This is a genomic window from Methanohalobium evestigatum Z-7303 (assembly GCF_000196655.1).
Classification (GTDB): Archaea; Halobacteriota; Methanosarcinia; order Methanosarcinales; family Methanosarcinaceae; genus Methanohalobium; species Methanohalobium evestigatum.
The window spans coordinates 508,788-524,880 of record NC_014253.1; the positions used below are offsets into that span (position 1 = coordinate 508,788).

Genomic DNA, 16,093 nt, shown 5'->3' on the forward strand with positions numbered 1-16,093 from the left:
AAAAAAATGGCGGGCTCGCCGCGATTTGAACACGGGTCAATGGGTGTCTTCGCAACTTTATTGTTGCACCGAAGCCCATTAGGATGTCCTGACTACCCTACGAGCCCATTACAGCCCCATACAATTGCAACAATATTATTAAAGTTTTTCATTGAAACAATCCTTTTTCAGAAATTAATCAGATGAAACCAATAATAAGTCTAATGGCTACAACCCAGAGAACGATGCCAAACATCTGATTAATGGTTTTTGACTTCAACCTGTATATCATAAAATATGAACCTACCTGTGCACCGAGAAAGCCAGCTAAAGATGAATATACCAATAAACCAGCATCAAGGCTTCCAGTACTTGTACCGATATGTCCCAAAAACCCGGAAATTGATGTAAACACAATGATAAATAAAGAGGTCGCAGAAGCGGTTTTTATATTGTATCCAAGATATACCAACAATGGGACTATAAATACCCCTCCACTTAATCCCAGCAAACCTGCAACAATTCCTATCATAAAACCCGATATCAGACTAATAATCACATTTTTTCTGGTTCCTCTACCAGTACACTTTAGATGTCCTATTCTGGAACTGGTAAATACCATATGAATCCCTATTAACAGCAACAAAACAGCAAATATCAATATCAGTAAATCCTGAGGTGTGCTTTTTGAAAAATAGGCTCCTATTGGTGCTCCTGCAACTGATGTTAATATTAAAGGTATTGCAGTTTTAAAATCCACCATCTTTTTTTTAGTGTAAAAAATGGTTGCTGAACCTGTAGCAAACGTGTTTATCAGTAGTACTGTTGGAATAACAATATGCAAATCTATGCCTATCCAGTATAGGAGAGGAACATAGATTGTGGAACCGCCTGTGCCAATAATTGAAAACAGTATTGCAAGGAAAAAAACAATTATAGCGATTAAAAACGGCTCCATTATTTATCCCTGTGGTATTAATTCACTAATTTTTCAACACACTGTCCCAGCAAATTTACCAAAATTTTATCTCACTACAATTCAACATAACCAACTCCAACTTTTTAGATTTATCTATCGATTATAAATGTTGATGGTTAATATTGCAAAACACTTGATAGACATTTTCAACAATTATTTATAAATTCGCAGCATCAGTGTATTTAAAAGGGGAGTAGGGAGTATAAATATAATGAAAGTTTTGAGGTTATTGTATGGCTGAAGAAAATATTGAAGAAAATCCAGTTATTGAAGCTATAAAATCACGCCGTAGTGTAAGGGATTATATTGATAAACAGGTCTCTGAAGATACTGTTAACCAAGTTATAGATGCTGGTATCCATGCACCCACAGCACTGGGTCTACAACCCTGGAACTTTGTAGTTATTAGTGGTAAAGACATTATAAAGGAGATATCAGACCACATAAAACCAATGGTGCAGGAACATCTCAAGGACAGTACTGAACAACTGGCCAAAGACCTGAAAGAGAAAATGAAAAACAAAGATTTCAATCTATTCTATGATGCCCCAATTCTGGTGCTTGTAATGCACAACAGGGACGACAAACTGGCTGACTATGACTGTGCTCTCTGTGCGGAAAATATGATGCTTGCAGCCCATTCGCTGGGTCTGGGTAGCTGCTGGATTGGTGCAGGTGCTTTTATACAGCAGAGCCCTGAATTGCTGGATGACCTTGATATACCACATGATTTCGAGATAGTGGCACCGATAATACTGGGTTATCCAAGAAGCACACCATCTCCTATTGACAGATGCGAACCAATGGTATCATGGATATACAAGAAAAAAGATTAAAAAGTATTCCATTTTATAGGTAATTATATGAGATTCAGAAAAATACCGATTGGAATTGTCATCATACTGATAGCAGCTGCATCCATCGGTATTTATGAAATCTCAATATCCAAAAAAACATTAAGCGAACCCAGAGAAGTTGTAGAAGATGGTGAAAAACATCTGATTTTTTATGATAATAGTAATAAGCGAATACTGACTATCTCGATGCTGTATCATCAGGGATACAACAACAAAACCGGTGAAATACCATTAAGGGTTGCAGCCTCTCACAGTGAAAATACTGTTATAGAAAGCATGGATTTAACAGTCAAATATCCAAGAAGAGGGTCATGGATAGAAAAACGCGGTGATGTATTTTTGAAAACTCCCGATGGTTTTCCGTTCCCTGAAATACATTTTGAAAGAACAGAGAATTTTAACACCCGACTTGAAATCCCTGATATGAGCCCTCAAGGAAAGGGAACCGTTACTCTGCACTTTTTATTAAAACCTGCATGGAAAATTGAGGATAGTGCAAATATTACAGTTAATGTTAACACCGTTCTTAGTGAAAACCGATTATTTGGATACAAATACCATGCTCAAAAACAGACAACTTTAAAAATACCATCTGATTAAAGATTATATTTAATGGACAGCTTTTTTGAGTTTGGATTAATATGAACAGAAAAACTGTCAACCGTTTTTCAAAATGCAATGGAATAAAAAAATTACTGCCATAAAAAAATTACTGCCATTTTGATATTTCTGATTTTCCAATTAACCATGAAAACTGTCATAATGGCTAAACTGTAGATTGCATTGAAATTAATTATTATCCACTCTTACAAATACATAATCCTCCATCTCCTTGTCCACAGCATAACGGGTTTGGTCGAGATCGAAGACATAGGACGGATATGACTGTAACTGAGTTACCGGCATTCCCGGAAGAATGCCCATTGACATTAGTTTCTGCAGTTTCCCGTTATCCTGAATCACAAAGTATGCGATTTTACCCTTTTGATTGAGTTTTAATGCAGAAAGCGGTCTGACAATATTGCTTACTTCTTTATCATCCTTTTTACAGCATTCACCTTTTGGTATGGGATTGCCGTGAGGACAAGCTCTTGGATGACTGAGCAGTATGCAGACCTTGTCATCAACGCCGTCATGCAAAATATGCTCGAATCCTCATACTGATTTGTGAACGCCTTCCTTTTTATCCAGAACATCTACATGGCGTCTGACAACACTTTTTGCATTAAAGAAGCCAGTAAAGATGAACCGGATGTATTATTATAATTTATCTAATTCATCAAACCCTTATTCGAGAAATCGGTTCACAGATAAAGAACCTGAAAACATATTCTTAAGCGGGAGTCTTTGATAGATACGAACTCGACAAATAGGTATTTTATCCTGTTCTTGAACATCTTGGATTCAAAGTTGTCTGGAAAGGATTAAACGAGGATACAGCAGAAATTCAAAAGGTATGAAAGGAAAAATACTTTAATAAACACCCCATATATAATCAGTATAAGGGTTAAAAGAATAATTTTCGGGGTCTTATATGCAAAGTTTCAAACCAATTTATTTGTTTATAGCATTACTGGCGATCATATTGGGGATTGGTCCATTACTTGGAATATACATGGACTATCTCTGGTTTGGCATGGTCGATTATACATCCGTATTTACAACAATACTGCAATGGAAGATAGTCACTGTAATTCCGGGATTTATACTGGCTTTTATATTTCTGTATATCAACATTAAATTTGCCAGAAATTCCATAGATAAAATACTTACCGACAAACAAATCGCTTATGAAAAAATTGATTATCGACTATTCTTAATTGGTACTGTTTTCCTCTCATTCTTATTCGGACTTGTTTTTAGCGGCAACTGGAGAACTATCCTTCTATATCTTAATAGTACACCTTTCGGAATACAGGATCCAATTCTTTTAAATGATGTCGGATTTTATATATTTCAACTTCCATTCTTCCATATGCTAAGGGGAGTACTACTGGGTCTGGTAATAATTACATTAATTATTGCCGGTGCTCTTTATGTATACAGACTTCAACCTGTATTACTGACCCAAAGAGATGACACCGAAGAACCCTATGATATAAACCCTGAGATAAATATAAAAAACATAATGGACAAGGTTCCCAAAAGGGTACTGGTGCATGTATCTGTTCTCCTTGCTTTTATATTCGCCTTAATTGCTGTTGGATTCTTCCTGAACAGATATGAAATCTTGTTCACCCAGCAGGGTGCCGTTGCTGGTGCTGGTTATACAGATGTCTTTGTTAGATTGCCCATCTTCACAATACTGACTGTATTATCTGCCCTTACTGCAGTTGCACTACTGGCAAATATTAAACTAAAGAATATAAAAGTTCCACTTATTGGAATAGGTTTGATTGTCCTATTTGTTTTGGCGAGTGCTTTTGTGCCCAGTGTTTATCAGCAATATGCAGTAGAACCAACCGAACTTCAACGCGAGGAACCATTCCTTGAACACAGTATAAACTTTACAAGAGAAGCTTATGGTTTATCAGATGCAGATGTGAACCAACTGGATGTCGATACAAACATAACCAATAGAGACATAGAGGAAAATGAAGATATCATATCGAACATAAGGATATGGGACCATCGAGCACTTAGACAGTCCTACAGACAGCTCCAACAAATACGTACATATTATACATTCAATGACGTTGATATAGATAGGTATAGAACAGATGAAAATTATCAGCAGTATATGCTTGCAGTCAGGGAACTGGATATTGATGGACTTCCACCACAGGCAAGAAACTGGGTTAACGAACGGCTCATATATACTCATGGTTTCGGTATGGTAATGAATCCAGTAAGTACAAAGACCGCAGATGGTCAGCCTGAACTTGCACTTCAGGACATACCTCCAAGAGGCGATTTTGAAATCGAAAACCCACGGGTATACTATGGCGAAAGTACGAATGAATACAAGATTGTTAATACACTACGACAGGAATTTGATTATCCAAGAAGTGAGGGAGGAAATGTATTAACAAATTATGACGGGAAAGGCGGAGTACAGATGGATTCATTCTTTAAACGCCTAGCATATGCCTTCCGATTTGGTGAGCCGAAGTTCATTTTAAGTGAGTATATAACTGATGATTCCAGGGTCATGTATCATCAGCATATAGAGGAAAGAACCGATAAAATAGCACCATTCCTTGAATATGACAGCGATCCCTATCCTGTTATCCATGATGGAAGAATCCACTGGATAATTGATGCCTACACTACTGCATCAAGGTATCCCTACTCGGATACTTATTACGGTTCAGAAATGAGTGGTATAAATTACCTACAGAACCCTGTTAAAGTGGTAATCGATTCCTATGATGGTAGTGTTGATTACTACATAATAGAAGAAGAGCCCGTGGTAGAAACATATTCCAAGATATTCCCGGATTTGTTTAAGTCATATGAACAAATGCCAGAAAATCTCAAGCAGCATATAAGGTATCCTGTAGATTATTTCGAGGTACAGATGGAACTGTACAGAAACTACCATATGACAGACCCTGTAACATTCTACAACAGGGAAGATTCATGGGATATACCTGAGGAGCAGTATAGAGGTACAAGTACTAAAATGGAGCCATATTACATGATTACAAGGCTTCCAGGTAGTGATGAACTGGAATATATCCTTTTGCAGCCATTTACACCACGTGAAAGACAGAACATGATTTCCTGGATTGCAGCAAGAAGTGATGAACCACATTACGGTGAAATAAAAGATTACCGAATGCAAAAAGGAGAACTGGTATATGGTCCAACTCAGATAGAAGCCCGTATAGACCAGAATCCCGAGATTTCAGAACAATTGACACTCTGGGGCCAAAGCGGTTCAAATGTTATAAGAGGAAACCTCCTTGTGGTACCAATAGGTAATTCAATACTTTATACAGAACCTATATTCATAAGCGCTGAAGAATCAGAGATACCAGAACTTAGAAGGGTTGTTGCTTCATCAGGTAATAGAGTTGTAATGTCAGTTGAACTCAGGCAAGCTCTTGAAGGACTCGCTGAAGGTCGCGTAGATGGTATTGACCCCGGAACTATACCCGGCGAACCCGTTGTTCCAAGGACAGCTCAACAACTGGCACAACAGGCACTGGAACATTATGAAACAGCTCAAGAACACCTAAGGGCAGGTAACTGGTCAGCCTATGGAGAAGAAATAGAACAGATGAGAGACGTACTAAATCAGCTATCTCAAGAACTTGAAGATGTCAATACTACAGAAACAGGACAATAAAAAATAAAAAGAGGTTCATTCGGGGTTTAATAACCTATCTATCGAATGTATCACACCATTGGTACACTCGATATCTGAATGAACCACTTTTGCGTTATTTACATTTACATCATCACCTGATTCTTCGGCTATAATATCCCCACCTTGCAGAGTTCTCATTGATTTTAATTGGACAGCATCCTGTAACATGGCTTTCCCGCCTGTTATATGATAGAGAAGAATTTGTTTCAATTCTTCTTTGTCTGCAAGGAGATTATCCAGTTCCTTTTCAGAAAACGTTGAAAAAGCATCATCATCAGGTGCATAAAGTGTAAATGGCCCCTTATTGATTAATAAATCCTTGAGTCCGGCTGTTTCTAACGCATTTAAAAGAGTCTTGAACGAACCGCACTCTCTGGCGGTTTCAATTATATCATCCATAATATCCCCCTATTGAGTATATTAATAGGAATTAAGAAAATAAAATATGATAAAGTTAATGGTAAACCGTTATAAATTATTCTTAACCCCAGAATTGTTTGGTTCGGGCATATTTTCGTTCAGCCTCCATTATATCTCTGTAAAAGGCTTCTTCATCCTGCCTCATCTTTTGTATGACTCTGGAAGCTGTATCCGGCCCAATTCCCCTGCTTGCAAGGGCTATCACGGCTTTTTTGCCATGGGTGAGTACAATGCTTGAATTGCGATAAACCCTTTGGATTCGTTTTGTTTCTTCTCTGGATGTAACACTGTCCTGTTTTTTGACAAGTTTTATCTCGTCCTCTTCCCAAGGTTTAAGAGCAGCCACCATTTTGGATTCGCAGACTGGACACTGAATAACTTCTGGAACGTTTTTAACCTTTCTTCTGGATGTCCATTTTTTACAGTTGACACAGAACAGTATAACCCGGTCGTTCATGATTCGTTCTTTTAAAGCCATTACAATTGACCTGTCCGCCTTGTCAGCCGCAACCAAATCCTTTCTTACAGCAAAACCGGCTGAACCTATAGGTGTTGGCTCACTTACAAGGATTGAAATCTCTCCGGAATTTAATTTTGTCAGTATATCCTTTGCACCATCGACATTAAGCATATCATGAAAAATCTCTCTTACTACTTCATCATACATCCATGTTTCTTCATAGATATCAAGAAGTTTTTTCATACTGATGCGGTCGTAATCTATATCCTTGCTCAATGCACCGAATTTTTTCGCGACATGTACCATCTTCCACTTCATCACGGTGGTGTTTTTCAGTGTCATCTCAATTATCGGTTCAATATGTTCGGGCTGTATTCCCAGAATCATATCTTTTACAAGGTCGGCACTAACCCTTTTAGGAAGTTTTAACTTAATCCTGTACGGATCAATCTCCTGACCCACACTGCTTCCGAACCTGGCGGCAAGAAGGGATGTTAGCACTTTTGCAAAGGTTTCATTTGTGGTGTGACCAAAACATGAATTGATTATTACAGCATCTTCATCCACGTCCTCTTCAATGACTACCGTTCTGCTGTCAGGAAGAGGGTAATTATTTGATAATTGTTCGCGTACAAGTCCTATAACATTTAAAACTGCATTTGTATTGATGGTATAATTCTCTCTCAGATTTTTAGATATTGTGGAGTCATCACAATCTTGCTTTATGTAGGACGAAATTCTTTCTCTTATACCACCTACATCCTGTGCCACTTCATAGGGTACTGGAATTTCTTCACCTACCCAGTTGGGAACTTCTCCTGTTCCATTAAACGGTTCAACCTTTATACGGTTATGGTCGGTATTCATTTCTACAATTCGCCACATATCACCTTTTGTAATGAAAACTGCACCTGGTGATGCAAAATTGACAACAAAAGCCTCATCCAGCATGCCTACTGTTTTGCCGGTTACTATATTATAAACTTCAAATTTTTTTTCATCGGGTATCATGGAAAGGTTTTCATAATAATAATTCCAGGTCTTTTTCCTTCTGCTGACAATTCCAGGTTTATCACTCCACAGCATCCTGTAACCGATAAGTTGGCTGACAACACCATTCAGCACCTCTATTTTTAAATCTTTAAAGGGATAGGCTCTTGTGACAATTTCATGTATTTTATCTACTGTTATCTCTCCAAAATCCAATACTATCCCACAAATCTGATTAGCCAGCACGTCCAGAGGATTGTAATGAGGTAATATATCCTCTATCCTTCCGTCAAGAGTAGCTTTTGTTATAGCCATAGATTCTGTATTGTCATCAGGACCTGTGGATATTATCGTGCCTCTTGACACTTCATGTATCTTGTGTCCTGCTCGACCGACTCTTTGCAGAAGACGTGAAACCTGTCTTGGTGAACCATACTGTATAACATGGTCTATATTCCCTATATCGATACCAAGTTCCATAGACGAGGTGCAGATAAGACCTTTCAGATTTCCGTTTTTAAAAGAATCTTCAGCTTCTAATCGGGCTTCAAAGGATAAAGAACCGTGATGTACACTGATAGGTGCATCAATTATGTTGAAACCCGATGCCAGAGATTCAGCACTCTGTCGGGTATTTACAAATATTAGTGTTGATTCATGTTTTTCAACTATATCCTGAATACTTCGAAGGTGTGATGCAAATTCTGGGTCAAACCCGGTTTTTCTGGATATTTCTATGTCTTTCTGGGTTGTTTCAGGATATAATATATCAAACTCCATCAGGCTTAGCATGGGGACTTCTACAACCGATATACTGCGATCTTTTCCTGCAAGGAAGCTGGCTATAAGATTGGGATTACCCACGGTAGCTGATAACCCGATTCTTTTAAAATTACCCGAAATTTCCACCAGCCTTTCAAGCCCCAGAGTGAGTTGTGAACCCCGTTTGGATGTACCCATCTCATGGATTTCATCGACAATTACATGCGTCACATATTCCAGATTCCCTCTCAACCGTTTCCCGGTAAACATCGCCTGTAACGTCTCTGGTGTAGTTATCAGCATATCCGGTGGATTCTGGGACTGCTTCTGACGTTCATGTTTTGAAGTGTCTCCATGACGAACCATTACCCGAATCCCGAGATATTCACCCCACCATTTGATGCGTGAAAGCATGTCACGGTTAAGTGCACGCAAAGGTGTTATATAGAGTGCAGATACTCCTTTTCTCTCATCATCACTCTTTTCAAGTATTTTATTAAAAACCGGCAACACCGATGCCTCAGTTTTTCCAGAGCCGGTTGGAGCTATCAGTAATGTATTATTGTCTTTAAGGATAACAGGAAACGCTTTTTCCTGTGGTTCAGTAGGCGAGACAAAACCCTGTTCTTTAAGTGCCTGCTGAATTTTTGGATGGAATGAATCAAATATATTATCAAAATTCATGATTGGTATTGATTTTTATCTCTTCTTGGTTTTAACTTTTCGTGATGTTCTTTTTCTTGTCATGCTTGATTTACGTATATTTTTCAAAACCCCAAGATACATACCATCAAGCAGATAAACTTCTGAATCATCAAGTTCAAATGTTTTTGTAGAAAATACTGGACCTAATAAATCCTCATGTAATGACTCATTAAAAGCTATACCGCCACAAAGCTCATTGAACGCAGGCATTACAAATACAATGGGATTATTCCATGATTGATAATCAAGACTTTGATAACGGGATAACTCATCAAAATTGAACTCTGACCTTATCCATGACGGCTCTATTGTTGGATGACCGAGCGAATCTGTAAACCTTACTGTTGGATGGTTGTGTGCAGTAACTACATACTCAGTTTGTAATAATTCAAAAGCAGGCCAAGTGTGTCCATGGAAATATCCAACTCCATCAATTACTGCACCCTTTGATGAGTGAACTTTTATATCATTATTTTCATGCAACAATGATTCTATACCTGAGTCATGGTTACCCGGTAGTATATCCACAGATGCGTGTTCTGTTAAAGCATCAAGGAAATAGGGGACTTCATTTTTCTCCTGCCATGAAGTTCGGGGTACGTTGTGTTTTACATCTCCAAGAAGAACAATCCTGTCAGGGTCTGTCTGTTCAGCATATCCTTTTAGCCTCTCAAGACGTTTTTCTGTCTGGCTTGGTATTGTTATTCCGCTTTTATAAAGGTCCCATTCAATACCAAGATGTATATCAGCGACCACAAGTACCTTTTCGGTATTGGAAACTGTTAATGCCGGACGGTCTATAAGTGGAGTGATGTCTATACTCATGTTACTGGATACTACCTGATAAAAACATGATATATCTATCGGTGATTTGTATCAGTTGTTTATTTAAATTAGTTACTACAGATATACCACTAAATATTTACAAATTCAGTTAATATATTGGTGCATCAAAATATAATTATTTTATATTAACAATGGGTGCGTGGATAATGGAAGAAACGATTGAATCAAAACTTGAAGAATATGAACTAATAAATCCCCCTGAAGATTTTGTAAAACAAGCCAATATAAATGACCCTGAGGTATATAAAAGAGCTGAAGATAACCCAGAAAAATTCTGGGAAGAACTTGCAGAGCATATCGATTGGTTCGAAAAATGGAAACGTGTCCTTGGATGGGAACCTCCACATGCAAAATGGTTTGTTGGTGGAAAACTCAATGCATCGTATAATTGCATTGACCGGCATATAAACAAACGTGGTGAAAAGACCGCTATCCTCTGGGAAGGTGAAAAAGGAGACATCCGCAAATATACATATAATGAACTCTTAGAAGCCACTTCAAGATTTGCAAATGCACTGAAAAATCAGGGTGTTGAAAAAGGAGATATTGTCACCATATATATGCCCATGATACCTGAAGCGGTTATAGCCATGCTTGCCTGTGCCAGAATCGGTGCTCCTCATAGTGTAGTTTTTGCCGGTTTTTCGGCTGATGCTCTTGCAGACCGAATAAACAATGCAGAAAGTAAATACGTTATCACAACAGATGGTTATTATAGACGTGGAAAGATTCTGGAACACAAAAACAAAACCGATGAAGGGATTAGTAAAGCAGAAACTGTAGAAAAAGTCATTGTTGTCAATCATCTTGATAATGAAATAGAGATAAAACCCGGAAGAGATGTTTGGTGGCATGAAATAATTGAATCTGCAGATTCTACCTGTGAACCCGAAAAAATGGATTCTGAAGATATGCTGTTTTTAATGTACACAAGCGGTACTACCGGTAGTCCGAAAGGTATTGTCCATACAACCGGTGGGTATATGGTTGGTACTCATGTTACAGCAAACTGGGTTTTTGATTTAAAAGAGGATGACATATACTGGTGTTCAGCAGATGTTGGATGGATTACCGGTCACTCGTATATTGTTTATGGTCCTCTTTCAAATGGCTCGACCATATTCATGTATGAAGGTGCACCGGATTATCCGGATAAAGACCGATTCTGGGAAATGATTGAAAAACACAAAATTACAATATTTTACACAGCACCAACCGCAGTCCGAGCCTTTATGAAATGGGGGTCTGAATGGCCTGAGAAACATGACCTTTCATCATTAAGACTGCTCGGAACCGTGGGTGAACCAATTAACCCTGACCCATGGTGGTGGTACTACAAAAACATTGGATATGAAAAATGCCCGATTGTTGATACATGGTGGCAGACCGAAACCGGTATGATATTGATAACACCACTACCCGGAATAACACCCATGAAACCAGGTAGTCCGACAAACCCGTTCCCTGGTATAAAGGCTTCAGTTCTTGACGATGAAGGCAATAAAATAGAACCGGGTCATGGTGGATATCTTGCAATAGAAAGACCTTGGCCCAGTATGATTCGCACGGTTTATGGGGATGAAGAGCGGTTTATCAACACCTACTGGAGCAAATGGGGTCCTGATAAATATATGACCGAAGACGCTGCCCGGTTGGATAATGACAATTATTTCTGGATTCTGGGTCGTGTAGATGATGTTATCAATGTCGCTGGACATCGTCTTGGTACTATGGAATTGGAAAGTGCGTTGGAATCACATCCTGATGTTGTTGAAGCTGCCGTTGAAGGTATAAAAGATGAAATAAAAGGAGAAGCAGTTTTTGGTTATGTCATATTGAGTTCGGGGTCAAAAGAAGATGAGAAACTCAAGCAGGAATTAAGGGATAAAATTGTTAAAGACATAGGGCCTATTGCAAAACCAAAAGGAATTGTATTTACGGACGACCTTCCGAAAACAAGAAGCGGTAAAATAATGAGAAGAATTTTGAAAGCCATTACAAACAATAAAGATGAAGGCGACACTTCTACCCTTCAAAACCCTGAAATCGTAGATGAGCTTAAAAGAAAAGTTAAAGAATTAGATGTGAATTGATTTTTGGTATCAAATTGAGATTGAGATGAGGACAGGTAATGCATTCCAAAAACGACGCAAATACAACGTGTAAAAAGCTTGACAGAGAAATCAGACAGGCTGAGATTACCTCAGATATGAACGTGGACGAACTTATAAAAGGTATCAGTGGCTGTGCATTTGGAGCAGGCAGACTTTCAGAAGCAGTAGATATATACTGTGAAATGCTTACAAAAGATACTACCAAATTTTTCGGTCTGGCAGGTGCAATGGTACCTGCAGGAATGCGTAAAATAGTAGTTGACCTCATACGTGACGGTTATATCGATGTACTGGTCACAACTGGTGCCAATATGGTACACGACCTTGTTGAGGCTCTGGGGCTTCACCATTACAAAGGTTCAGCTCATTCCAACGATACGGAACTAAAAAACGAGGAAATAAACCGGATATATGATGTATATCTTCCAGAAAACCATTTTACAGAATTTGAAGAAAAAATGCAGTCAATACTGGAAGATGTGAGTGAGGAACCTGTATCCATCAGACAATTCCTTACACATATAGGCAACCATCTTGAAGATGATGATTCAATATTAAAAGTTGCAGCCGATATGAATGTTCCTATATACTGTCCAGCAATCCAAGATTCCATGATAGGTTTGCAAGCTTGGCTGTACAAACAGACCAATAAACTCAATGTTGATGCTTTTGACGATATGAAAGAGTTAATAGACATCTGTTATGATGCCGAAAAATCCGGTGCTATGTTAATAGGCGGTGGTGTTCCCAAAAATTACATCTTTCAATCCATGCTTGTAACACCGAAAGAGCTTGATTATGCCATACAACTTACAATGGACACTCCTGAAACAGGCGGCTTAAGCGGAGCTTCCCTTGATGAAGCCCGATCATGGGGCAAAGTCGGTGAATACGCACAATCATTGACAGTACATGCCGATGCTACAATAACACTTCCCATCATTGTTGCAGCCGTAAGAAGCAGGATAGAGAATAAAAAATAAAAGGTGCTTTTATGGAAAAAAACAACCAACTCATACTTGCACTTGATGTCACCGAGAAGAATAAAGCACTTGATGTTGCCGAAAAAGTCTATGAATATGTGGACGCAGTTAAAATCGGTTATCCCCTTGTCCTTAAAACTGGAATTGGAATTATAGAAGATATTTCATCCCGTGTACCGGTCATAGCAGATTTCAAAGTTGCAGATATTCCCAACACCAACCGCCTTATCTGTGAACAGGTTTTTAACTCAGGAGCTGATGCGGTCATTGTCCACGGATTTACCGGTCGTGACAGTCTTGATGCATGCGTCGCGACAGCAAACGAATATAACCGACAGGTGTTTGTCGTGGCTGATATGAGCCATCCCGGAGCTACTGAATTCTTCCAGCAGGTTTCGGAAAAAATCGCAAAAATGTCATTAGATACCGGTGTTTCAGGGGTTGTTGCACCTGCAACCCGAACTAATAGTGTTGAAAATATACGAAAAATTATAGGAAACGAACTTGCCATAATTTCACCAGGTGTAGGCGCACAGGGAGGAAGTGCTTCAGATGTCATCAATAAAGGAGCTGACTGGGTGATTACAGGACGGAGTATATACCAGTCCGATTCACCTGATACTGAAGCCAAAAAGGTTGTTCAGGAGATTAAAAATAGGAACTAACTATCAGGGAAAAAGTTAAAAGTGAAATTGAAAATAGTGTTAATAACTTGCCTGTGATGAGAAATAGAGCTGAATTATGATGAGCCCTATGAGTGCTGAGGCAAATACCTACTATTTTACCCATACTTAACTATCCAGATATAAACACATAAACTCTTATTTTTAACCAGAAAATACATAAAAGAAGATGCATATCTGGGTATAATTTGATTTATCAGGATTTTTAATTATACTAATCGAATAATCCACCATATAAAATTTCCAGAGGAGCCCAATGAGAGTAAAATTAACAGACACCATACTAAGAGATGCCCATCAATCACTGCTTGCAACGCGTATGAGAACACGTAATATGCTACCGATTGTAGATAAACTGGATGAAGTAGGCTACCACTCCCTTGAAATGTGGGGAGGCGCTACTTTTGACAGCTGTATAAGGTATCTCAATGAAGACCCTTGGGAAAGGCTGAGAGAACTCAAAAAACATATGCACAATACACAAGCTCAGATGCTTCTTAGAGGACAAAACCTTGTCGGGTATAGACACTATCCTGACGATGTTGTTGAAAAATTTGTTACAAAAGCCTACGAAAACGGAATAGATATTTTCAGAATCTTTGATGCAGTAAATGATGTCCGGAACATGGAAACCGCCATAAATACAGCCAACAAACTCGGAGCTCATGTGCAGGGTACAATTTGCTATACCATAAGTCCGGTGCACACAACTGAAAAGTATGTAGAACTGGCAAAAGAACTCGAGCAAAGAGAATGTGATTCATTGTGTATCAAAGACATGGCAGGTCTGCTGTCACCCCATGCTGCAGAAGAACTTATAAAATCCATCAAGAAAAAGGTATCCTTACCCATTTCACTCCACTGTCACTGCACTTCAGGCATGGCTCCAATGACCTATATGGCAGCTTGTGAAGCAGGTGTAGATGTACTTGATACTGCATTATCTCCGTTTTCAGGAGGAAGCTCCCAACCCCCTACAGAGTCTATGGTAGCTGCACTTCAGGGCACACCCTATGATACTGGACTTGATCTGGAAGCCTTTACAGAAATTGCTGAATATTTCAAGCAGGTTAAAGAGGAATACAGAAGCATAATGGACCCGATATCAGAACAGGTAGACACTAATGTACTGATTTATCAGGTACCAGGTGGTATGCTTTCCAACCTTGTATCCCAGTTGAAAGAACAGAATGCACTTGGAAAATACAAGGATGTTCTGGCTGAAATACCAAAAGTGCGTGCAGAACTGGGTTATCCACCGCTTGTAACCCCTACAAGCCAGATTGTTGGCACACAGGCAGTATTGAATGTTGTAATGGGTGAACGCTACAAAATGGTGCCAAAAGAAGTTAAAGATTATGTTCGCGGGTTTTACGGCCAGCCACCACAGCCAATTAGCAGTGAGATGATTGCCAAGATTATAGAAAATGAAGAACCATTTACTGGTCGTCCTGCTGATTTACTGGAACCAGAATATGAAGAAAAGAAAAAAGAAGCAGAAGACCTCGGCCTGGTAAGAAACGAAGAGGATGTTCTTACTTATATACTCTACCCATCTATAGCACCCAAATTCCTCAGAGGAGAAGCTGAAGAAGAACAACTCGCACCGGTTGAGACCGAAAAACCACCTCAAAAATCTTCATCCCCTGATACAGGTATACCTACAGAATTCAAGGTAACCATTGACCAGGAAGTATACAATGTTAAAGTAGAACCTGTAGGCGGCTCTGTTGTTTCAGTTACAGAAGAGGATACATCACATACCCCTGACCCGGAAAATGTTGAAGGTGCTGTCACCAGTTCCATGCAGGGTACTGTACTTTCAGTACACATGAACGTAGGAGATACAGTTAACGAAGGCGACCCGGTTTGTGTAATTGAAGCCATGAAAATGGAAAGCACTATAACCGCTTCACATGGTGGAGTTGTTAAGGAAATATATGTCTCCGAAGGAGATGCAATATCATCAGGAGATTTACTGGCTTCAATCGTATAATCAT

Annotated in this window: 11 protein-coding genes, 1 tRNA gene and 1 pseudogene; 7 read left to right on the forward strand and 6 right to left on the reverse strand. The window is 39.0% G+C overall.

The genetic code is table 11. The features are described from left to right. Positions 1-7: 7 nt before the first annotated feature. Together METEV_RS02565 and METEV_RS02570 are read right to left on the reverse strand one after the other, a co-directional pair. A tRNA-Arg gene (locus tag METEV_RS02565) sits at positions 8-107 on the reverse strand. Positions 108-178: 71 nt separating this feature from the next. After that, positions 179-937 carry a sulfite exporter TauE/SafE family protein gene (locus METEV_RS02570; RefSeq protein WP_013193995.1) on the reverse strand — a complete coding sequence of 253 codons (759 nt, stop codon included), beginning with the start codon at positions 935-937 and terminating at the stop codon, positions 179-181. A 254-nt stretch (positions 938-1,191) separates the two neighbouring features. Here METEV_RS02570 and METEV_RS02575 point away from each other — a divergent pair, with 254 nt between their 5' ends. Then, positions 1,192-1,794, forward strand: a complete 603-nt coding sequence (locus METEV_RS02575) for a nitroreductase family protein (protein ID WP_013193996.1) — start codon at positions 1,192-1,194, stop codon at positions 1,792-1,794. Positions 1,795-1,821: 27 nt separating this feature from the next. Further along, positions 1,822-2,415 (forward strand): hypothetical protein, encoded by a 594-nt coding sequence (locus METEV_RS02580; RefSeq protein WP_013193997.1) that lies wholly within the window; start codon positions 1,822-1,824, stop codon positions 2,413-2,415. Positions 2,416-2,604: 189 nt separating this feature from the next. Here METEV_RS02580 and METEV_RS02585 read toward each other — a convergent pair whose 3' ends face one another. Then, on the reverse strand, positions 2,605-2,955 hold the full coding sequence (locus METEV_RS02585) for a metal-dependent transcriptional regulator (protein WP_013193998.1): 351 nt from the start codon (positions 2,953-2,955) through the stop codon (positions 2,605-2,607). A gap of 394 nt (positions 2,956-3,349) precedes the next feature. On the opposite strand from METEV_RS02585, the gene METEV_RS02590 reads away from it, so the two are divergent. Further along, positions 3,350-6,109, forward strand: a complete 2,760-nt coding sequence (locus METEV_RS02590) for a UPF0182 family membrane protein (RefSeq protein ID WP_013193999.1) — start codon at positions 3,350-3,352, stop codon at positions 6,107-6,109. A 15-nt stretch (positions 6,110-6,124) separates the two neighbouring features. Here METEV_RS02590 and METEV_RS02595 read toward each other — a convergent pair whose 3' ends face one another. The 3 genes from METEV_RS02595 to METEV_RS02605 all read right to left on the reverse strand — a co-directional run bounded on the left by METEV_RS02595 (position 6,125) and on the right by METEV_RS02605 (position 10,292). Next, entirely contained in the window at positions 6,125-6,529 is a 405-nt protein-coding gene (locus METEV_RS02595) for a fasciclin domain-containing protein (protein WP_013194000.1), read from the reverse strand. Positions 6,530-6,611: 82 nt separating this feature from the next. Beyond that, a complete protein-coding gene (locus METEV_RS02600) occupies positions 6,612-9,446 on the reverse strand; it encodes a DEAD/DEAH box helicase (protein ID WP_013194001.1) in 2,835 nt (944 codons plus the stop codon). Between the two features lie 15 nt (positions 9,447-9,461). Continuing rightward, positions 9,462-10,292: a metallophosphoesterase gene (locus tag METEV_RS02605; RefSeq protein WP_013194002.1), complete on the reverse strand. Its 831-nt coding sequence runs from the start codon at positions 10,290-10,292 to the stop codon at positions 9,462-9,464. A 167-nt stretch (positions 10,293-10,459) separates the two neighbouring features. Here METEV_RS02605 and acs point away from each other — a divergent pair, with 167 nt between their 5' ends. The 4 genes and pseudogenes from acs (at position 10,460) to oadA (ending at position 16,089) form a co-directional block, all read left to right on the forward strand. Then, positions 10,460-12,406, forward strand: a complete 1,947-nt coding sequence (acs, locus tag METEV_RS02610) for an acetate--CoA ligase (RefSeq protein ID WP_049890901.1) — start codon at positions 10,460-10,462, stop codon at positions 12,404-12,406. A gap of 53 nt (positions 12,407-12,459) precedes the next feature. Beyond that, a pseudogene (locus METEV_RS02615) lies at positions 12,460-13,410 on the forward strand (deoxyhypusine synthase); the annotation flags it as partial. Between the two features lie 11 nt (positions 13,411-13,421). Continuing rightward, the gene (gene pyrF, locus METEV_RS02620; RefSeq protein ID WP_013194005.1) at positions 13,422-14,075 is read left to right on the forward strand and encodes an orotidine-5'-phosphate decarboxylase; all 654 of its coding nucleotides are present in this window, start codon (positions 13,422-13,424) and stop codon (positions 14,073-14,075) included. A gap of 274 nt (positions 14,076-14,349) precedes the next feature. Continuing rightward, the gene (oadA, locus tag METEV_RS02625; protein ID WP_013194006.1) at positions 14,350-16,089 is read left to right on the forward strand and encodes a sodium-extruding oxaloacetate decarboxylase subunit alpha; all 1,740 of its coding nucleotides are present in this window, start codon (positions 14,350-14,352) and stop codon (positions 16,087-16,089) included. Positions 16,090-16,093 lie beyond the last annotated feature (4 nt).